Raw genomic sequence first — 20,999 nt, 5'->3', positions numbered from 1 at the left:
ATAGGGGTTGAACCTCATGAAAGTCGATTTTAAGCAAACGGGCCAACCGTATTTGGAAGATTCTGAGGTAAAGCGATTAATCGCTCTTAGCCAATCAGGTGATATGGAAGCGCGAGATCGTCTTGTTAACTCAAATATTAGGCTTGTCTGGTCAGTCGTGCAACGTTTTATGAATCGAGGATATGAGCCTGAGGATCTTTTTCAAATCGGATGCATTGGATTGCTCAAGTCAGTAGATAAATTCGATTTATCTTATGATGTAAAGTTTTCTACATATGCGGTTCCAATGATTATTGGTGAGATTCAACGTTTCTTACGTGATGATGGAACACTCAAGGTTAGCCGATCCTTGAAAGAAACCGCCAATAAGGTACGTAAAATGAAAGATGAACTTTCCAAAACAATGGGAAGATTACCGACTATTTCTGAAGTTGCAGAGCGATTGGGGATTACACCTGAGGACGTTATCTTCGCCCAGGAGGCTAATAAGCCACCAACATCCATTCATGAAACAGTTTTTGAAAATGACGGTGATCCGATTACGTTAATGGATCAAATTGCGGATGATTCGCAAGATAAATGGTTCGATAAATTAGCGTTAACAGAAGCAATTGGTGGACTTAGTGAGCGTGAACGAATGATAGTATATTTACGCTATTATCGAGATAAGACACAATCAGAGGTTGCCAATCGACTTGGTATTTCTCAAGTACAAGTGTCTCGTCTTGAGAAGAAAATACTACAACTTATTAAAGAGCAGATTGCTTTATAGAGTAAGTACTACCTCTTATAAGTGATTTGATCTTAATACGTTGATATGTGGATCCGGAATGATTTCATTCCGGATCCTTTTCATATTTAACATAGGGGAAATGCAATGAAAGATAATGGTCCATCAATAATTGTTGTGGTAATATATAGAGAATATACAAAATAATTGCAGGGGTGATTTAAATTCGTTTATTCAGAAATATATTAGCTGCGATTTGTTTTATACTAGTTATCCCCGGGATCATAATGACAATAGTAACTATTTCGAGTCCTGATTTTGATGGTTCAGGCGTAGCGATTAGGTTGACTGTATTTTTTGTGATTTTAGGATCCTTGCTAAAAACTAAAACTCAAGGCTTAGTTGATCTTGAAAAACACAGACAACAGTTAGGAATAATTGAAACAACAAGTGTTCATCATGTGGAAGGGCTACCTATCTCGGAAAAAACAAGATGCCAGGTAACTTTGTATAACGACAAGTTAGTTATTGAAGGTGGCGGAATAAACTTCAACTTGCATCATTCACAAATTACTGCTTTAGAAATAAAAACAGATGTTGAAATTGCTAATATTGTTCACAGTAGTGCTCTAAAAGGAATTACGGGAGGTCTTCTATTTGGTCCCATTGGTTTAATGGTTGGATTAAAAGTTACAAATAAAGAAAAGAAGACATTGCATAACTATCTTATAATCAATTATATAAATTCAAATAACGAAGTAGCAGCTTTGCTATTCATAGATGATTTGACACCATATCTAACTAGAGTAATTGTAAGTAGTATAAAATCTCAACCCTCAATGAATATTACAAGAAATATTCAATTATAATTTGATACATTATATAAATAAATCATCCCTCTAAAACCGTCATTAGTACTAAAGAAGGTTGCCTAATAACTACCCTCTCTATTAGTATAGAAAGAACGATCAATTTTGGAGGGTCTCCCGATGACGAATGAAATGACAGTACACCTATCCCTTAATGAAGCGACACTCCAATTTGTGAACTTTTATGCAGAAAATGAATTGGATACTATAGAAATTCAAACACATACGTTGCAGGAGATATTCCGAAGCTCAGCTTATTATAATAAACGTTATGAAAGTGATAATAACTTAGCTGTGGGCAAAGCAATCAGTTTTGCTTTGAACCGTTCAGAGCATTGGCAAAGAGTAAGGATTGGTCTATATAGAAACCTTATAATTGAACCAAATGAATCGTATGATGAGGTTGAAGAGGACATAGTGCCAGAAGTAGATGATACTACACAGCTTAATCTTCCGAGTACTGATTTTCGAAATGGATTAATTGAGTTTCTAACGTCTCGAATGTTTGATTTATTGAAAATTCATATGAATACAGAGGACATTTTTAACGGGATACCTAGAATGAGTGCACATGAAATAAGCTCGAATCTATATTTATTAACGGAGAGTTACTATAAGCAGCAGAAACTTCCTTATCAGAAATTTAAGATGGGAGATTATATTAGTGAAGAAGCAATGATGTTCGCGGGGCTGAAAGGCTGGAAAAAGCAACTTGTCTTCGAATATATGGTTCCGAAAAATCTCTACATAAATGAGTTCATTAAGCTAACTGCTAATAATGAACTAACACCATCGATAATTCAAGATAGACTGCAGCGATATTATTATGTTTGTATTGTTTCAACAGCTGAGTACGAGAGATTGGATCCATTTGTTATGGGTGAAGGATGGGATGGTCGTAATCCATTTTATCGATATGAACAGGCAAATATCCGCTATGTGGGACAAGAGCGTTAAATGGGATTTGAAAATGATAAGCAAAATGTAAAAAACATAGAGTTTTTTTGAAGATATCTTCGGTAGAGATTTCTTAGACTTCTCAAGTAACTGTTAATGAATAGATGTAACGAGAGTAAGTAGTTACTACCTAAAAAAATAGGCTGTCAATGAATTAGTTGTTAACTAGTTCATTGACAGTCTATTTGTTTTGGACAGAATATTTCGGGAAATTTGAAATGATCTTTTTTTTGTGATGTGGAGTAGGAAAGATACAATTGCAAATACTATGTATGATCTAACGATATTTAAGTGGAAAAGAGGTGTAAATAGTATGGATGCGGAGAAAAATACACTCTATTTGCGCTTAAAACGTAGAATTAGCATTCGACAACAAGAATGTGTGAAACTATCTGATGCAGCGCATATTCTTGTTGATGATAAGGAAATAAATGGTCAACTTTCTGAGTTAATTCTATATAAGCACAATCTTAAGGATGGAAATCGAGTAGTTATTGATCTTCTGCAAATAATTGAGAAGGTAAAACAACAATGGCCAACAATATCAATCGATGTGTATGGTGATCCTCAAGTATTAGTAATGATTTCAAGTAGCGAGAAAAAACCTCGTTACATATTACTTGTCGTATGTTGGTTATTACTATTCTTCGGATCTGGCTTAGCGCTTATGAACTTTCACTCTGATGTCAATATGAAGGATACACATATCCGCATTGTAGAGCTAATTACAGGGAAACGTGAAGATCATCCACTTTGGTTTCAAATTCCTTATTCGGTAGGAGTCGGGGTCGGGATGATATTGTTTTTCAACCATATTTTCCGGAAGAAGTTTAATGAAGAACCTAATCCACTTGAAGTTGAAATGTATATGTATCAAGAAAATGTTAATACATATGTGATCGCTGAAGAAATTAGAAATCGGCAAGATAAGGAGAAAAGCTCGGTAGGAGAGGAAGGATATGATTGAGTTTTTACAAATTGGTTTTATTATGTTCCTTGCGCTTTCAGGAGGGGTCGTTGTCGGGACGAGCTTTGTAGCTTTACTTGTTATTTTTGATCTTATTCCAAGACTTGCCCAGTTAACGAATAGTTATCACCTATCCTATTTGTTTGAAGCAGCTTTAATAAGCGGAGCGCTTTACTTTACAGTAACAGATTTCTTGAATATACAATTGAACTTACCATTACCGCCTTTAACCAGCTTCATCGGGTTACTTGATGGCATGTTTGTAGGGATGTTGGCAGCTGCATTAACTGAAGTGATGAATGTACTTCCGATTATAGCCAAACGACTAAGTTTGTCACGTGCTATGGTTGCATTAGTGATGGCTATGGTCATTGGCAAAACAGTAGGTTCCTTTTTTGATTGGCTAGTCTTTCAGTGGTAATTTTGAATCTCTAAATTAATGCTAATCTAAAAATATATTAAAGGAGTGTACAGTAATGATCTATGAAAATCAGGAGGAACATAATGAACAAGGGGAAAATCAACCGATTCCACCTCATAATCAGTTCCAAAATGATGGATTTGCAAAGCATCAAGATATAGATGATGAAAGCGAGTTCGATGGCGATCGTTATCATTCAAGTGAAATGAAGCGTCAGGAGCAGACAGCTCCTGTAGAACCAATTCCATCTAAAATTGAAGATATTCTCATTCGACTGGAAGAAGAAATTGGTTACAAAAAAAGTTTTGATGTGTCTGTAAGAGAGATGACCATTGGCAATACTCGAATTGCAATGCTTTGTGTTAGTGGACTAGTTAATTCCACAATCATGCTTGAAATATTGAAAAGATTGACGTTTCTTGAAGCAAAAGATTTGGGATATGATGCATTACATAGCTTTTTCACATACTATGTGCCTTCGGCGCAAGTACGCAAGGAAGAAGATTGGAATTTGATGATAGCTAGCGTACTTGGTGGAGAGTGTGCATTATTTATTGATAATCAACCAATCGCGTTATCAATCGAGGTTCGTAATTTCCCAGCGCGTGGACTATCTGAGCCTTCATTAGAAAAGGTAGTTCGTGGAAGTAGAGATGGTTTTAATGAAACTTTGATGGTTAACATTTCACTCGTTAGACGTCGTTTGAAAGATCCTATGCTTAGGTATGAACTTTTGCGAGTAGGTACGAGAACGAAAACTGATGTCTGTATTGCTTACATTGATGATCTCGTTGATAAAACATTGTTAGCATCTATTAAAGAGAAAATTGAAGCGGTTCGTATTGATGGTTTACCATTAGCAGATAAGCAATTGGAAGAAGTGACAATTAACCGAGCATGGAATCCATTTCCGCTTGTTCGCTATTCAGAAAGACCAGATACTGTAGCCTCTCACCTTCTAGAAGGCGCTGTAGCCGTGTTTGTTGATACTTCCCCCAGTGTTATGACAATGCCAACTACTTATGCTGACTTAATGCAGCATGCCGAAGAGAACCGTCAAACTCCATTCGTAGGTACATACTTACGTTGGGTAAGGTTTATAGGCATACTTATGTCATTATTGTTGTTGCCAATATGGTTATTATTTGTATTGCATCCTGAATATCGACCAGACTTACTTGCATTTGTAGGTCCGAAAGAAACAGGTGAAATTCCGATAGTCATCCAATTTATTATCGCTGAGATTGGTGTTGATCTTTTGCGAATGGCTTCCGTGCATACGCCAACGTCACTCGCGACTGCGATGTCACTCGTTGCTGCTATTCTTATCGGTGACATTGCTGTACAAACAGGCTTATTTGTTAACGAAGTAATACTATATATGGCAATTGCAGCCGTTGGAATGTTCGCTACACCGAGTTATGAGTTGGGGCTTGCCAATCGTTTGATCCGTTTGTTATTAATTGTTACTGTATCGTTATTTGGATTAGCAGGACTAGTAGTGCCAGTAACAATAATCATTGTGGCGCTAGCTATGGAACGTTCAGTGAATCGACCATACCTTTGGCCATTTATTCCCTTTGATATAAAATCTGTTATAAATATTTTAATTCGGAAGCCAATGTTGTATAATCGAACTCGACCAAATATCATGAGACCACAGCAATACGATCGTATGCCGAATGAGGATAAAAACTGAAAAATACAAACTTCATGTGTAAATATCCATTTCTTAATGCTTACGATATGAGTTATACTGTGAGAAATGATGAATATTGGTCTATCTTACAGTGATAGAGGAAAGCAGAGGGGAATTTATGTATTTACATGGTACTAGTAAAGTAAATGATAATGGTCACTTAGAAATTGGTGGAGTTGATGTAGCTAATTTGGCAAGTGAATTTGGTACTCCACTATATATAGTAGATGAAGCATTAGTTAGACAACGCGCACGTGAATATGTAGATGCATTCACAGCTTCTGGTTTGAAATTTCAAGTAGCTTACGCGAGTAAAGCATTTTCTGTAAAAGCGATGTGTGTTTTAGCAGAGCAAGAAAACTTGTCTCTAGATGTTGTTTCTGATGGAGAATTATATACAGCTCTTGAAGCAGGCTTCCCGGTTGAGCGAATTCACTTCCACGGTAATAACAAAACAGAAGAAGAAATCAATATGGCTTTAGAAGTTGGTATTGGTTGTTTCGTAGTTGATAATTTTATTGAGTTACATGTACTTAATGATCTTGCAGCACAAAAAAATAAAGTAGTTAATGTGTTATTGCGTATTACTCCTGGCGTTGAAGCACATACACATGATTATATTTCAACTGGTCAACAAGATTCTAAATTCGGATTTGATCTTGGAAATGGATCTGCAAGAGAAGCGATTATCCAAGCCAATGATCTAGCTCACATAAATCTACTGGGTGTACATTCCCATATCGGATCTCAAATTTTTGAAGTTGAAGGATTCCGTATGGCCGTTGAAAAAGTTACGAAATTTGCAGTAGCTATTCGTGATGAATTCAACATTTTATTCACTGTAATTAATGTCGGTGGTGGTTTTGGTATTCGTTATGTTGAAGGTGATTCTCCACTTCCAATTAGCGAATATGTCAATGCGATTGCAGATGCGATTAAAACTAATTTCACAGAAGCAAACTATGAATGGCCTGAAATTTGGACTGAACCAGGTCGTAGTATGGTTGGCGATGCTGGAACAACATTGTATACAGTTGGTACAAGCAAAAACATTCCTGGTGTTCGTAAATACGTAGCAGTTGATGGTGGTATGACGGATAATCCTCGTCCAGCACTATATCAATCTCAATACGAAGCTGTATTAGCTAATCGTGCGAATGAAGAAGCTACAGAAGTGGTTTCTATTGCCGGAAAGTGTTGCGAGAGCGGCGATATGTTGATCTGGGATGTTAATCTTCCCGAGTCAAAAAGCGGCGATCTACTAGCTGTTTTTTGTACAGGTGCATACAACTATGCCATGGCTAGTAACTACAATCGTATTCGTCGTCCAGCTGTTGTATTTGTAAAAGATGGTCAAGCAGATCTAGTTGTTAAACGTGAATCTTTGGAAGATATTGTATGTAATGATGTTGTTCCTGCACGTCTACAAAAATCTACACTTGCGAAATAGGCTCAAAATTGGTAACGTAATGTTATCTCTAAGATGAAAGGTAGATGTCAAAATGGCAAAACAAGCAAAAATTAAATTAGCTGAAGGTGGAGAAGTTGTAATCGACTTATTCGACCAAGACGCTCCAAATACTGTTGCAAACTTCGAAAAACTTGCATCTGATGGATTTTATAACGGATTAACTTACCACCGCGTTATCCCTGGTTTCGTAGCTCAAGGTGGCTGCCCAGACGGTCGAGGTACTGGCGGTCCAGGTTACACTATTAATTGTGAAATCAACCCTAACAAACATGAACGTGGTTCACTAGCGATGGCACATGCTGGTCGCAACACTGGTGGTAGCCAGTTCTACATTTGTTATCAAGCTCAACCACATTTGGATGGACAACATACTGTATTCGGTAAAGTTGTTTCAGGTATGGAATTAGTAGATGCTTTGTCAAATGGTTCTAAAATGGAATCTGTTGAAGTTTACGAAGTTTAATATTGTAGTAAATACAATTGAATAGTAGTTAGCTTACCTTCGGGGGTCGGGTGAAAATCCCAACCGGCGGTGATCACACTATGAAGTGAGTCTCACTTCATAGTGTGTAAGTCCGCGACCCAATCTACTTATGGCAACATAATGGATTGGCTGATCTAGTGTGAATCTAGAACCGACAGTAAAGTCTGGATGGGAGAAGGAGAAGCTTCAATATATCTTTGTGATGAGATATACTTTTTTGAGTATAATCATCAAACAAGGTTTATTTGAATTCGCTTTTTATGGGATTCTTACATTGAGAGATGTCTATGAGGCTTTGCGTCAATTTGATGCAAAGTTATAGGCTTTTTCAGCGTAGAAAATTCTACATAATCTACCCCCTATGGCAATTAGCCGTTGGGGGTTTTTTGTATGTATGATCTCATCCACGATAAGAATTACAAGGGAATATCAGGTGAAAAGGTAAACGGTGTAATCGAAAAAACAGGAGTCTAACGGTTGGTTGGAGGGGAGGGATGGATTATGTTTACTGGATTAATTGAGGAAATCGGCTTAATAAAAGGAATTCGCAAACATGGTGAAGTTATGCAAATTAATGTAGCTGCTAAAAAGGTTATTAAAGGAATTGCTATAGGAGATAGTATTGCTGTTAATGGTGTCTGTCTTACTGTAACGTCGTTCCATATGAGTGAGTTTACAGCTGATGTAATGCCTGAAACATTTCGAAAAAGCTCACTATCACATCTTTCAAACGGACGAACCGTTAATTTGGAGCGAGCAATGATCGCCGGTGGAAGGTTTGGCGGTCATATTGTTCAAGGTCATGTTGATAGCACTGGACATATCGTAGCAAGATATATTGATGGAAATGCAGTAGTTTTCGAGATCAAAGTAGGAGATGGAGAATTACTTAAATATACAATTCCAAAAGGTTCTATAACGATCGATGGTATTAGTCTAACTATAGTTAGTGTTCTCCAAAATGTTGTGAAAGTATCCGTCATTCCACACACTTTAGCTCAGACGGCATTACAGCAACGAGATGTTGGTGACATTGTGAACCTTGAAGGTGATGTAATTGGAAAATATGTAGAACATTTATTACGTTATCAGGATAAGGAGATAGATAAGCCTAAGAAATCTAATTTATCAAGTGCGTTCCTGACCGAACATGGATTTATGTAATTAATAATAGTTTTGGGAGGAATAACGATGAGTGACCAAACAGAAATTTTTGACAGCATTGAGTCTGCGCTAGCCGAGTTGAAACAAGGAAAAGCGATTATCGTCGTAGATGATGAGGATCGTGAGAACGAAGGGGACTTAATCGCCTTAGCTGAATATGTGACTCCCGAAGTAGTTAATTTCATGATTACTGAGGCGAGAGGGCTTGTATGTGTGCCAATTACCGCGGAAAGAGCTGAAATTCTAGATTTGCCTCCAATGGTACAACAAAACACTGATTTTCATGGTACGGCTTTTACAGTTTCGGTTGACCATATTTCAACTACAACTGGAATTTCTGCTAATGAAAGAGCGATGACGATCCGTGCTTTAATTGATGATAAAGCAACATCGATAGATTTTCGTCGCCCCGGACATATCTTCCCGCTAGTTGCTAAAGCAGGAGGCGTTCTGCAGCGTGCCGGACACACAGAGGCTGGCATAGATTTGGCGAAATTAAGTGGAGCGAAACCGGCTGCCCTGATTTGTGAAATTATTAAAGAAGATGGAAGTATGGCTCGTTTGGATGATCTCCTTCTATTCAAGGAGAAGCATCAATTGAAATTGATTACAATCAAATCACTTATTGAATATCGCAGCCAGACGGAGAAATTAATTACTCGTGAAGCTTCATGTAATCTACCTACAGATTTTGGGGAGTTTACTGCTGTTGGTTATTCAAACGTAGTTGATAATAAAGAGCATATTGCGCTAGTGAAGGGTAAAATCGATCCTTCGCAACCAGTATTAGTTCGAGTGCACTCTGAATGTCTTACTGGTGATGTATTCCATTCGCATCGTTGTGACTGTGGTCCGCAACTTGAGGCAGCACTTAAGAGTGTTCATGATGCTGGTTCTGGTATCGTATTGTATATGCGTCAAGAAGGTCGCGGTATAGGTTTAATTAATAAGCTGAAAGCGTACGAATTACAAGAGCAAGGCTTGGATACGGTTGAGGCTAATATTAAACTTGGATTCGCAGCTGATTTGCGAGAGTATGGCATTGGTGCTCAAATATTGAAGGATCTTGGTGTGAAACAAATTCGTCTGCTGACGAATAACCCTCGTAAAATTAAAGCATTAGAGGGACATGGTCTCGAAGTTGTCGAACGAGTACCTATTCAACTTGAGCATAACAAAGATAATGAGAAATATATGCATACTAAGCAAGAAAAAATGGGTCACATCCTAAAATTTTAACAAAATCGCATAAAAGTAATGCTTTTATCCGAAATAATCATTAGAATAGAGAGGGGAAATTAAGATGGCATTTGTTTACGAAGGAAATTTAATTTCTGAAGGATTAAAGTATGGAGTAGTAGTTGGACGTTTTAATGAATTTATTTCAAGTAAGTTATTAGCTGGAGCATTAGATGGATTCAAGCGTCATGGTGCACAAGATAATGAAGTAGAAGTAGCGTGGGTTCCTGGAGCATTTGAAATTCCACTCATTGCACAGAAGATGGCAGAGAGCGGGAAATATGATGCAGTAATTACACTTGGTGCAGTTATACGCGGAGCAACTCCTCATTTCGATTATGTTTGTAATGAGGCTGCGAAAGGCGTTTCTGCTGTAGCATTGAAGACGGGAGTACCAACTGTATTCGGTGTACTGACTGTTGATTCAATCGAGCAAGCTATAGAGCGAGCTGGAACGAAGGCAGGAAATAAGGGTTATGAGTCTGCCATTACAGCCATAGAAATGGCCAACCTTTTGAAGGAAATTCAAAAGTGATCGCTTGTGATCGCGATGTGTATGCTAACGTAGTTTAGTCAGCGGCGAATATGGCATTCATCGGAAGCCTACGTGTGCTCATGTACCAATAACGTACATTCCGCTACTCGTTTCCTAACTTCATGCCATTTTCTTGGCGCTGACAAGTGATCATTTTGAATCTTTATTTGAAATTCGATCAAGTTACTTCTTGATGATGCTTCGCAGCATAGACATCGTGGTTGTGCTTCGAAGATGTAAGTTCGCTTACGTACTAGTTACGTACGTTGTGCTCTATTCTCCACTGCATAAGAGTCTTAGCTCCGCTAAGTTTTGAAAGTTATAGAGAATTACCAATTACAATGAAGGTTCAAAAAGCGGGCTTTAAGAACCTAGAAGATGAGGCGCTACTTGAGGGAGGAGGAAGCGCAAGTGTACATTATTGGTACACGCGACCCGGACTTCCCAAGTTCGCTTCATATTCGATGTCGAATAGTCTACTAAGCCAATCCACGTTATCAAAGTCCGTTTTTTGAACATCCTTTAAAAAGTAACAGGAGGTTATGGTGTGTCCGTACAATACAAGCTAAATTCTTTCGAAGGTCCGCTCGATCTATTGTTACATCTTATTGATCGCTCGGAAATTGATATCCAAGATATATCCATAAGCGAGATTACGAATCAGTATATGGAATATTTGAATGATATGAAGGAATTGGAGCTAGACATAACAAGTGAATTTTTGGTAATGGCTGCTACGCTATTAGCAATTAAGAGCCAGCAGTTATTACCGAAGCCTCCTGTATTCGAGAATGAATATGAAGAGTGGTATGATGAAGGACCTGATTTGCGTGAAGAGTTGATTCAGAAGTTAATTGAATACCGAAAATTCAAGCAGATTGCAGAAGATCTGAAAGATAAGGAATTTCAGAGAAGTCTCGTCTTTTCTCGTGAACCTGAAGATATGACAGAGTTTATGAAAGAGACATATGTTAATCCGTTAGAAGGTATCCAATTATCTGATCTTGTCTTAGCACTGCAAAAAGCTATGAAGCGTGCGAATCGAAGAGATGTTATTGCGACTATTCAGCGAGATGAAATATCGGTTAAGGATCGTATTAAAGAAATTGTTGAAGTATTGAAGCAATTTGAAACGGTTCGATTTTCTAAACTTATTCGCGAAAATATGTCCAAGCATGAGATCGTAGTTACTTTTCTATCTATTCTCGAATTAATGAAAATGAAGCATATCCGTTGCTACCAGCACGGTCTCTTCGATGATATTGTGATACAGTGGAGAGGAGAAGGTATTTCCGATGGAATTTCAGCAATTGAAGTCGATTATTGAGGGTTTGCTTTTCATGGCAGGAGACGAGGGGCTTAATAAACGTCAACTTGCAGATATTATGGGCATTGATGTTGATTATATTGAAGAATTAGTACTTGATTTACAACGTGATTTGGAACGAGATGGGCGAGGTGTTCAGATCGGGATCTTAGCAGGTTCATATCGACTAACAACTCATCCAGAACACGCAGCATATTTTGAACGAATGGCTTACACTCCGACAAGAGCACAACTTTCCCAAGCAGCACTTGAAACATTGTCTATTGTAGCGTACAAGCAACCTATTACGCGAGTAGAGATTGAAGAAATTCGTGGAGTAAAATGCGAACGTGCTATACATACATTAGTAGCGAAAGATCTAATTGAGGAAGTTGGGCGAGCAGAGGCGATTGGTCGACCTATACTCTATGGAACTACTAAAATATTTCTTGATAGTTTTGGTTTGGCTTCTATTAAAGAACTACCAGAACCGAAAGATGTATCTTTAGAAGATGAAGATATGGATGAACAAACGCAATTGTTGTTTGAAAGATTTGAAGGTCGTCAGATGACGTTGGATGAAGTGAAGGAATGATAACAATAAGACTGGTCATACTATGGTCAATATACTTAAGTAGAGGAGGTGGAGCATGCTGCCTTGGATTCTTAGTAATTGGGCGTGGTTGGTCAGTCTTTTTATTGTTGCCTTAGTAATCGCTGCTTGTTACTCTACTCTTACATTTGATTGTTACGCACGTAGTCGTAAAGATGAAGATTACTTTGTAATCAAAATAGTTGGATTGTACGGGCTATTCAAATTTAAAATTGTATTGCCTCAATTCGAACTTGGTAAACAATCGCTTCAAGTTAAAAAAGACAGTAACGCTAGTGAGAACACTGAAGATAGCCAACGCGGACGATGGGATTGGGATGCTGATGTTGCGATTGAAAAATACAAGCAAATGCATGCGGCATTGCAATTGGTTCATAGCATGAGAGGAAGTTTTAAACGCGTCTTAAGTAGAGGCGTACTTACGGAGTGGAAATGGTACAGTTATGTTGGTACCGGTGATGCGATGACAACAGCGATGACTTGTGGTTTGTTATGGTCTGTGAAAGGTATGATCTTTGGAACGCTATCAGGACTTTTAAGAGTAAAGGAATCACCAATTGTGAAGATCGAGCCAATTTATCAGACTTCGTTTTTTGCAACGGAATGGTCTTGTTTAGTGCAAATGAAACTGTGGCATGCATTATTTTCAGGCACATATCTTATGTATCGAATAGCAATATGGAAAAAAAGATTTATTGTACGAAGTAATGTGCCTGCAAGAACAAATTGATCATTCTCAATAAAGGTAATAATTGATGCTTATATTATGAAGTGATGTTGAGCAAAATATTGCGTAGGCTTCATATCATCAATTAGGAGTGATTTCAGATGTCAGAACATCCTATTCAAGGGTTAATGTCCACAAGTTTAGAAAACATCAAGGAAATGTTAGGTATTAACACGATTGTCGGTGATCCCATTCATACACCAAGTGGGGATACTATATTGCCGATCTCTCGTGTCGGCGTTGGATTTGTAGCTGGAGGTAGTGAAATTCGAATGGATCAGGATGAGCCACATCATGTTCAATTAGAAGGACTACATTCTGCGACTACAGCTATGCCGTTCGGTGGCGGTAGTGGTGGCGGTGTATCGATTACACCAATTGCTTTTCTTGTAGTAGGTGCGCAAGGAGTTAAAGTTGTGCCGCTTGATAATCAAACTCATCTGTTAGATAAAGTCATTGATTCGGCACCAATGTGGATGGACAAGATTCAATCGCTAATTACTTCAAGTTCAGATTCAAGTGCTACATCCACGCAACAAGATTCTAACGATATTACTGGTGGTTATCAACAGTAATATTACGTTATTAAGTTAAAGTCTTATTGTAAAGCGTACTAAGCCAACTAACTTGGAACCACTTCCTAGTTAGTTGGCTTTTTTGTGCTATTCATCAATTGATTCGAATAAGCTAGTGGAAAGAGCTGGGTGCTCGTCTACAATTTCAACTTTCTGCATATACTACATCAATAGGTAGTTCAAAAAACAAACTTTGATAATAAAGTGATACAGGGAGCTTAATCGACATCGAATAAGAAGCGAACATCGAAAGTCCGGAACTCGTGTACCAACAACGTACACTAGAGCGTCCGCCTTTCTCAAGCAGCGCTCAACCTTCTTGAATTTCGAAAGCCTGTTTTTTGAACTTTTATTTCAAGGAAGGAAAGTCCAATGACATCAGGAGGAGAACTATGAAGAATTCTATATGGACGAAAGGTTTAATTGGAACAATAATCGGATGCTTGATCTATGGCGTTGTCAGCGCTGAAGTGGTACGAGCTACGCCGAATATATCAACGCATGCCCAAGCAACTGCACTAATTGATGTACAGTCTGGGCGGATTTTGTATAGTGAAGATGGAGATACCCCTTTAAGAATCGCCAGTTTAACGAAAATTATGACTGCTATTGTTGCTATAGAATATGGTGATTTAAGTTCAAAGGCAGTAGTTACTAAGAGAGCAGCCGGTAGGGAAGGTTCTTCGATCTATCTAAAGCTAGGAGAGGAAATGACATTATCGAATATGCTCTACGGCCTCATGTTACGAAGTGGTAATGATGCAGCAACAGCAATTGCTGAACATGTTGGAGGGTCAGAAGCAGGATTTGTATACCTAATGAATGAGAAAGCTCTTGAATTAGGATTAATAAACACTCAATTCCGAAATCCACATGGTTTAGATGAGGAAGGGCATATATCGTCTGCCAATGATCTTGCGATTCTAACTGCTTATGCATTGAAAAATAAAGTCTTCGCCGAAATCGTAAAAACGGAAGAGAAGCAAGCACCGAATCCATATGAGAAATGGAATTACTCATGGCGCAACAAAAATAAAATGCTCTATATGTATGAAGGTGCAGATGGGGTCAAAACAGGTTATACGAAAAAGGCGTTCCGTTGCCTAGTTAGTTCAGCTACTAGAAATGGACAACAATTAGTTGCAGTTACGTTAAATGATGGTGACGATTGGCAAGATCATAGTAAATTACTGGACTGGGGATTCAAAAATTATCCTTTATCCATCATTGCGAAAAAAGAAGAAACAATTACAGGCAGTACACTTGTATATGGGCAACAATATGCATACCCTTTAGATGAAAATGAGCTTGGGAAAATTACAGCTGATATTGAGTTAGTTGATCCGAATTCAGTATATTTTGCACTAGGAGAAAGAGGTAAAATGAATTTTTACCTTGAGGGTGAAAATATCGGTAATGTTCCGATTTATGATGCACATAGCCCTAGACTATCATTAGAACAGAATGCTGCGTCTTCAGAGACATTTGCGAAATTCAAAAAAAATAGTAAAGATCATATGAGTTGGCTTGAGAAAATGTCAAATTGGTTAGATGGATAAGCTAATAGAATATCGATAATCGTTACATGTTGGGGGAGGCATGGGAATGGTCAATTGGATATGGTTATTTCTAATTGTTGTTAGTGTTATTTTCGGATTAATTAACGGTAATATGGATGCTGTTACACAAGCGGCATTTGACGGAGCAAAATCTGGTGTTACCGTTAGTTTTGGGTTGATTAGTATTATGGTGTTCTGGCTTGGCATGATGAAAATTGCGGAAGAAGCGGGATTACTACATAAGTTATCTCGCTTACTTTACCCGATTGTTCGTTGGTTGTTTCCAGATATTCCGAAAGGACATCCAGCACTTGGTTACATTATGAGTAATCTAAGTGCGAATATGTTTGGATTAGGCAATGCGGCAACACCTATGGGGATTAAAGCAATGCAGGAATTACAAACACTCAATCCAGACAAGCATACTGCAACTCCTGCGATGTGTACGCTACTTGCGCTCAATACATCTAGTATTACACTAGTTCCTACAACTTTAATTGCGATACGTATGAATTACAATTCAGCTAATCCTGCGGAGATCATTGGAACGACCTTAGCGGCTACATTTGTTGCCACCTTAACGGCTATACTTGTCGATAGATGGTATCGTTCACGAGACAAAGGACCACCTAGTACATACACCACGATTAATTCTACTGCGAAAGTAAATGCAACAACAACGGTTCGCACCTCGAATGGAGGTGAACCTTTTGTATAGTATATTCACTCAACTTTCATCCTACATGATTCCTGCTATTATCGTATTTATTCCTTTATATGCCATGCTTAGAAAGCGTCAACCTGTATATGAAATATTTGTAGATGGTGCAAAAGATGGGTTTGAAACGGCGATCGGCATTATTCCTCATCTCGTAGGAATGATGGTTGCAATTAGTATGTTCCGCGCCTCCGGAGCGATGGATATGATGCTTTTAGCATTCAAACCGATATTTGATTCGTTCGGCGTACCTAGTGAAGTTTTACCATTAGGCGTATTAAGACCGATTACCGGGGCAGGTTCACTAGCATTTACAGCTGATCTTATTGCAACATACGGACCAGATTCTTTAATTGGTAGAATTGCATCGACGATACAAGGTAGTACGGACACGACATTGTATGTATTAACAGTGTATTTCGGTGCTGTAGCAGTGCGTAACTCGAAGTATGCTTTAAAAGTAGGGTTAATATCAGATTTCGTTGGATTTGTAGCAGCAATTGTAATTTGTATGCTCGTATTCGAGTAGGAACGCTTGTGCTTTATCGCCGTAATCGTTATGATGGTAGATGAGGTGAGCATAGTGGAACGATTACAAAAAATATTGGCACAGGCTGGTGTTGCTTCTCGTCGTAAATGTGAGGAGTTAATTCTGTCTGGTGCTGTTGAAGTAAATGGCGAGCAAGTGACTGCAATGGGTACTAAAGTAAATCCAAATGTTGATGTCATCACCGTGAACGGTCGTCCAATTCGTAGTGAGAAAAAAATATATGTGATGTTACACAAACCTAAAGGTGTTATTACGAGCGCGAAAGATCCACAGGGTCGTAAAGTTGTATCGGATTTCTTGCCTGGTATTAAAGAACGTGTTTATCCTGTAGGTAGACTTGATTATGACACTGAGGGATTGCTGCTTCTTACGAATGATGGTGAGTTTGCAAACTTGTTAACACATCCGAGTCATCATGTTCCAAAAACGTATTATGCAACAGTAAAAGGTGTGCCACATGGTAGTTTGTTAGAAAAACTACAACGAGGTATAGAACTGGAAGATGGTATGACTGCTCCAGCTTCTGTTGAATATCAAGATGTGAAAATGGAAAATAATGAGTCGACGATAGCAATTACGATTCATGAAGGACGTAACCGTCAGGTGCGCCGGATGTTCGAAGCAATCGGACATAAAGTTATTCGATTGAAACGTGTTCGCTTCGGTGAGGTAATTCTTGAGGGCTTGCCTCGCGGTAAGTTCCGTCACCTAACAGAATCAGAAATAAAAAAACTGGTAAATGAAGCAAGTAAGACACATAAAGTTCATAATTAAGGAATGACGACGGCATATTATGCCGTCGAATTTTCGTTATAATGAGAATATCGTATTGTAATTGAATATGTACTTAAAGATTCATGTCGTGGTGGTGTATACATAATGGGTAAATATAGGAAAAAGGTTCAAGTTGTTGTTTTACTTGCCGTTCTTATTATTGGTGGTTATGCAATATTTCAGTCGTTTCAAAATAATGACAGTAATAATTTGATCAAAATTGGTCAACCAGCACCTGATTTTAGATTAGCAAACTTAAATAATGAACCTGTTGCGCTTTCGGATTATATCGGCACTCCACTAGTTATTAATTTTTGGGGTACTTTTTGTGAGCCTTGTATTCGTGAAATTCCATCGTTTCAAAAGCAATATGAGAAATGGAATGAACAAGGACTTGAAATTATCGGTATTAACCTAAGCGAAGATTCATTAACCGTTTCAAATTATATGCGCAGATTCAACATGACTTACCCTGTTGTTAGAGACGTTGATCGTAAAACAGAGAAGAAATACGGGTTACGTTCATATCCGACAACATTTTTTGTGAAAGCTGATGGCACATTACAAGCTGCGGTCGTTGGTGAGATGACGGAAAAGCAAATTGAAGAACATATCCAACAATTAATGAAGTGATTATCTTTCATCCTGATGTAGAATTATTAGTTCATGAAAAGTTTTAGGAGGTTGAAGTGTGCTTTTACCAGAGAATACAAAATGTGAGTGTGGTCATCAAAATGCAGTAGGTACTGTATTATGTGAAACATGCGGTAAACCTATTGTTCAAGAGATTATCGATTCGAATGAACCTCTTGAGATGCGTTATGATGGTGTAGCACGTCGTTCACAAAAAGCGAATCCAGATCTGCTAGATAAGATATGGAATTTCTTTTCCTCTGTGAAGATCGCTATTTATTTAATCATTGCTACATTTGTTGGAGCTATGTTCGGTACTATTTTCCCCCAAGCCTCTACCTTTATTAATAATTTTGATCCAAGTATTTATTATGAAGAAACATATGGTACACCAGGGAAAATATATTATTTGCTAGGACTTCATAATACATATAACAGCTGGTGGTTTATTACATTGCTCGTCATGATCGGAACTTCTCTAGTTATATGTAGTATCGATCGAGTACTTCCGTTATACCGTGCATTAAGTAAGCAACAAATTAGAAAGCATCTTTCTTTCCTTACTCGTCAAAAAGTTACTTATACAACAGTGATTGATGGTAATTCAGCACAATGGGTTCAAAATTACGGACAAGCGCTTAAGAAAAAAGGTTATAAGGTACATATTGATGGATCAGCATTATTGGCTGAGAAAAATCGTTTCAGTCGATGGGGGCCTTATATCAATCATATTGGTCTTATTCTAGTCCTCTTAGCACTTCTTGCAAGAGGAATACCAGGCTGGAATGTAGACAATTATGTTAAAGTGGTAGATGGTGATACTGTGCCTATAAGCGGTACCAATTACTACGTGAAAAGTGAAGGCTTTAAGATGGAACTCTATGATAATACTGAGTTGCCTGAAAGCTTACAAAATACTGGTCGTGTGAAAAATTTTGAAACCTATACTGTTTTATATGAGTGTGAAAGTAATTGTAATGATGATTTCGAGAAGCCTCAGTTAACTGAAGTGCTTCGTCATACGATTCTAATTAACGATCCACTAAGATACGAGGATTTGAAGCTTCATCAATTTGATTATGATCTAACACCTAGAATTAATGCAGTTTCACCAATGATCATTAACAAAGAAACTGGTGAATCCTTTGGACCGTTCCATCTCTCGATGGTTAATCCTGAATTGACCTATGAGGTAGGTCCTTACAAAATTCAACTTATCGATAAATATATGGACTTCTCAATTAATAGTGAAGGTGAGCCGATTACGTTGTCGCGTGAGCCCAACGCACCTGCATTCATCTTTAACATCCAAGGCCCAAATTTGAAAGAATTAGGAGAAGTATTTATGTACTTCCCACTTCAAAAGGATAAAGTTCGTTTCTCACAAAATACAATCAACCGTGAACTAACTGATAAATTAGACATTAAAGTTGATGGAATGGAAAACGTTTCTTTCTCAGAGGCTACAACTTATTTAAATATACGAATTGATAAAGCAGTGAAGTTTTTATGGATAGGCGCAATTATTAGTATGATCGGCTTATTGTTAGGAACGTATTGGCAGCATCGTCGGATTTGGTTGCGTATAGATGAAGATACAATGACACTTGGTGCTCACACAACAAAGAACTGGTATGGTATGCGAGCAGATACATCGTATGCACTAGGAAAAGTTGGGATTGAGTTAGATCCTAAGAGTCTCGATAACGGAGGAAACAAAGGATGAATTTATTAGATTTTAGTAGTTCGATATTTATCGTTGCGTTCTTTTTATATTGTTTTGCATTTATCTTTTATTGCATCGCAGTGTCGGGCAAGAAATGGAGTAATCGTGATCCAAAGGAGCATGAAGCTCGTTGGAGTAAAATTGCGTTCATTACATCTACATCTGGTTTAATTGCACACATCATATTTTTCATCACACGTTGGATTGGCGGAGGACAAGCTCCAGTAAGTAATATGTACGAATTTATTACGTTTTTAGGTATGGCAATTATGGTTGCTTATACGATTATTCACTTTATGTATAGAAAACCATTACTAGGTATGTTTGCCCTGCCGTTAACAATCATTATCGTTGCTTATGCATCAGTGTTTCCGCAAGAGGTACAGCCACTGATACCTGCATTGCAATCCATCTGGTTGAAAATACATGTAACGATGGCGGCTACTGGTGAAGCATTCTTCGCAGTCGGTTTTGCTGCAGGTCTTATGTATTTACTTAGAGTAGTAGATTTTAGCGACACTTCAAAAAAAGGTCGAAAAGCTCAGCGTTGGGTAGAATTTACGCTTATATCTATTCTTGTTATATGTGGTTTTATCGTGGCTTCATTTGGTTTCAAAGGTGCTGGTTACATTGCTCAGTTCGAGCAAGAAAACGTATCTGTTTCTTCGCTTGGAGAAGTTACTACTAGTGTCTCAACAGTAGAATATACGATGCCACCAATTTTCAAGCCATACAATAGTACAGCGCAATATGTAAAACCTTTCTTAGGTATGAATGATGCGTTGCTAGAAACACCATCTTGGTTTGATGGGGTTAATGCAGGACGTAAATTAAATACAGTTGTTTGGTCTATTATTGTTGGATTACTATTGTATGCTGTCATTCGAATAATTATTAGAAAACCACTTGGCGCTCTTATTAATCCAATGCTTGACGGAATAGATCCCGATGATTTGGACGAAATAAGTTACCGTGCTATAGCTATTGGATTCCCTATATTTACGCTCGGCGGATTGATATTTGCAATGATTTGGGCGGAGATCGCATGGGGAAGATTCTGGGCTTGGGATCCGAAAGAGGTATGGGCATTAATAACTTGGTTATTCTATAGTTCATATCTACATTTCAGACTTTCACGTGGCTGGCATGGTAAACCGTCAGCTTGGCTTGCTGTAATTGGTTTTGTTATCGTATTATTCACATTAGTAGGAGTTAATCTATTGATCTCCGGCATGCATTCATATGCGGGTGTTAACTAATTAAAGATTTATGATGGTACAGG

The 20,999-nt window shown here is 38.0% G+C and carries 22 protein-coding genes and 1 riboswitch; all 22 genes read left to right on the top strand.

Annotated elements, in window-relative coordinates; all coding sequences use genetic code 11:
• Window positions 1-16: 16 nt before the first annotated feature.
• The 22 genes from sigF to ccsA all read left to right on the top strand — a co-directional run bounded on the left by sigF (window position 17) and on the right by ccsA (window position 20,976).
• Entirely contained in the window at window positions 17-772 is a 756-nt protein-coding gene (gene sigF / locus NV377_RS23725; RefSeq protein WP_258203302.1) for an RNA polymerase sporulation sigma factor SigF, read from the top strand.
• Window positions 773-1,017: 245 nt separating this feature from the next.
• Window positions 1,018-1,599, top strand: a complete 582-nt coding sequence (locus NV377_RS23720) for a hypothetical protein (RefSeq protein ID WP_258203301.1) — start codon at window positions 1,018-1,020, stop codon at window positions 1,597-1,599.
• A gap of 120 nt (window positions 1,600-1,719) precedes the next feature.
• On the top strand, window positions 1,720-2,556 hold the full coding sequence (locus tag NV377_RS23715) for a hypothetical protein (RefSeq protein WP_258203300.1): 837 nt from the start codon (window positions 1,720-1,722) through the stop codon (window positions 2,554-2,556).
• 313 nt (window positions 2,557-2,869) lie between these two features.
• A complete protein-coding gene (locus NV377_RS23710; RefSeq protein WP_258203299.1) occupies window positions 2,870-3,523 on the top strand; it encodes a stage V sporulation protein AA in 654 nt (217 codons plus the stop codon).
• A complete protein-coding gene (locus NV377_RS23705) occupies window positions 3,516-3,944 on the top strand; it encodes a stage V sporulation protein AB (RefSeq protein ID WP_258203298.1) in 429 nt (142 codons plus the stop codon). Before NV377_RS23710 ends, NV377_RS23705 begins: the two co-directional genes overlap by 8 nt.
• 55 nt (window positions 3,945-3,999) lie before the next feature.
• Window positions 4,000-5,643: a spore germination protein gene (locus tag NV377_RS23700; RefSeq protein WP_258203297.1), complete on the top strand. Its 1,644-nt coding sequence runs from the start codon at window positions 4,000-4,002 to the stop codon at window positions 5,641-5,643.
• 118 nt (window positions 5,644-5,761) lie between these two features.
• Window positions 5,762-7,093, top strand: coding sequence for a diaminopimelate decarboxylase (lysA, locus tag NV377_RS23695; protein ID WP_258203296.1), 1,332 nt, complete (start codon window positions 5,762-5,764; stop codon window positions 7,091-7,093).
• Window positions 7,094-7,145: 52 nt separating this feature from the next.
• Window positions 7,146-7,577, top strand: coding sequence for a peptidylprolyl isomerase (locus tag NV377_RS23690; RefSeq protein ID WP_258203295.1), 432 nt, complete (start codon window positions 7,146-7,148; stop codon window positions 7,575-7,577).
• Window positions 7,578-7,608: 31 nt separating this feature from the next.
• Window positions 7,609-7,782: riboswitch (FMN riboswitch) on the top strand.
• A 317-nt stretch (window positions 7,783-8,099) separates the two neighbouring features.
• On the top strand, window positions 8,100-8,762 hold the full coding sequence (ribE, locus tag NV377_RS23685) for a riboflavin synthase (protein WP_258203294.1): 663 nt from the start codon (window positions 8,100-8,102) through the stop codon (window positions 8,760-8,762).
• A gap of 27 nt (window positions 8,763-8,789) precedes the next feature.
• Window positions 8,790-10,001 carry a bifunctional 3,4-dihydroxy-2-butanone-4-phosphate synthase/GTP cyclohydrolase II gene (locus NV377_RS23680; protein WP_308860219.1) on the top strand — a complete coding sequence of 404 codons (1,212 nt, stop codon included), beginning with the start codon at window positions 8,790-8,792 and terminating at the stop codon, window positions 9,999-10,001.
• Between the two features lie 64 nt (window positions 10,002-10,065).
• The gene (gene ribH / locus NV377_RS23675) at window positions 10,066-10,536 is read left to right on the top strand and encodes a 6,7-dimethyl-8-ribityllumazine synthase (protein WP_258203293.1); all 471 of its coding nucleotides are present in this window, start codon (window positions 10,066-10,068) and stop codon (window positions 10,534-10,536) included.
• Between the two features lie 547 nt (window positions 10,537-11,083).
• Window positions 11,084-11,863, top strand: coding sequence for a segregation and condensation protein A (locus tag NV377_RS23670; protein ID WP_258203292.1), 780 nt, complete (start codon window positions 11,084-11,086; stop codon window positions 11,861-11,863).
• Window positions 11,832-12,437, top strand: coding sequence for an SMC-Scp complex subunit ScpB (gene scpB / locus NV377_RS23665; RefSeq protein ID WP_258203291.1), 606 nt, complete (start codon window positions 11,832-11,834; stop codon window positions 12,435-12,437). Before NV377_RS23670 ends, scpB begins: the two co-directional genes overlap by 32 nt.
• A gap of 55 nt (window positions 12,438-12,492) precedes the next feature.
• Window positions 12,493-13,185 carry a DUF2953 domain-containing protein gene (locus tag NV377_RS23660; protein ID WP_258203290.1) on the top strand — a complete coding sequence of 231 codons (693 nt, stop codon included), beginning with the start codon at window positions 12,493-12,495 and terminating at the stop codon, window positions 13,183-13,185.
• 98 nt (window positions 13,186-13,283) lie between these two features.
• Entirely contained in the window at window positions 13,284-13,757 is a 474-nt protein-coding gene (gene ytfJ, locus NV377_RS23655) for a GerW family sporulation protein (protein WP_258203289.1), read from the top strand.
• 392 nt (window positions 13,758-14,149) lie between these two features.
• The gene (locus tag NV377_RS23650; RefSeq protein ID WP_258203288.1) at window positions 14,150-15,316 is read left to right on the top strand and encodes a D-alanyl-D-alanine carboxypeptidase family protein; all 1,167 of its coding nucleotides are present in this window, start codon (window positions 14,150-14,152) and stop codon (window positions 15,314-15,316) included.
• A gap of 46 nt (window positions 15,317-15,362) precedes the next feature.
• Window positions 15,363-16,034 carry a nucleoside recognition domain-containing protein gene (locus NV377_RS23645; protein ID WP_258203287.1) on the top strand — a complete coding sequence of 224 codons (672 nt, stop codon included), beginning with the start codon at window positions 15,363-15,365 and terminating at the stop codon, window positions 16,032-16,034.
• A complete protein-coding gene (locus tag NV377_RS23640; RefSeq protein ID WP_258203286.1) occupies window positions 16,012-16,563 on the top strand; it encodes a spore maturation protein in 552 nt (183 codons plus the stop codon). The genes NV377_RS23645 and NV377_RS23640 overlap by 23 nt, the downstream gene beginning before the upstream one ends.
• Before the next feature lie 54 nt (window positions 16,564-16,617).
• Window positions 16,618-17,358, top strand: a complete 741-nt coding sequence (locus tag NV377_RS23635; RefSeq protein WP_258203285.1) for a pseudouridine synthase — start codon at window positions 16,618-16,620, stop codon at window positions 17,356-17,358.
• A gap of 105 nt (window positions 17,359-17,463) precedes the next feature.
• Window positions 17,464-17,991: a redoxin domain-containing protein gene (locus NV377_RS23630; protein WP_258203284.1), complete on the top strand. Its 528-nt coding sequence runs from the start codon at window positions 17,464-17,466 to the stop codon at window positions 17,989-17,991.
• A gap of 58 nt (window positions 17,992-18,049) precedes the next feature.
• A complete protein-coding gene (resB, locus tag NV377_RS23625; protein WP_258203283.1) occupies window positions 18,050-19,717 on the top strand; it encodes a cytochrome c biogenesis protein ResB in 1,668 nt (555 codons plus the stop codon).
• Window positions 19,714-20,976, top strand: coding sequence for a cytochrome c biogenesis protein CcsA (gene ccsA / locus NV377_RS23620; protein ID WP_258203282.1), 1,263 nt, complete (start codon window positions 19,714-19,716; stop codon window positions 20,974-20,976). The genes resB and ccsA overlap by 4 nt, the downstream gene beginning before the upstream one ends.
• The last annotated feature ends 23 nt before the right edge of the window (window positions 20,977-20,999 follow it).

This window comes from Paenibacillus endoradicis (assembly GCF_024721975.1).
This window is presented reverse-complemented; position numbering and strand designations above follow the sequence as displayed.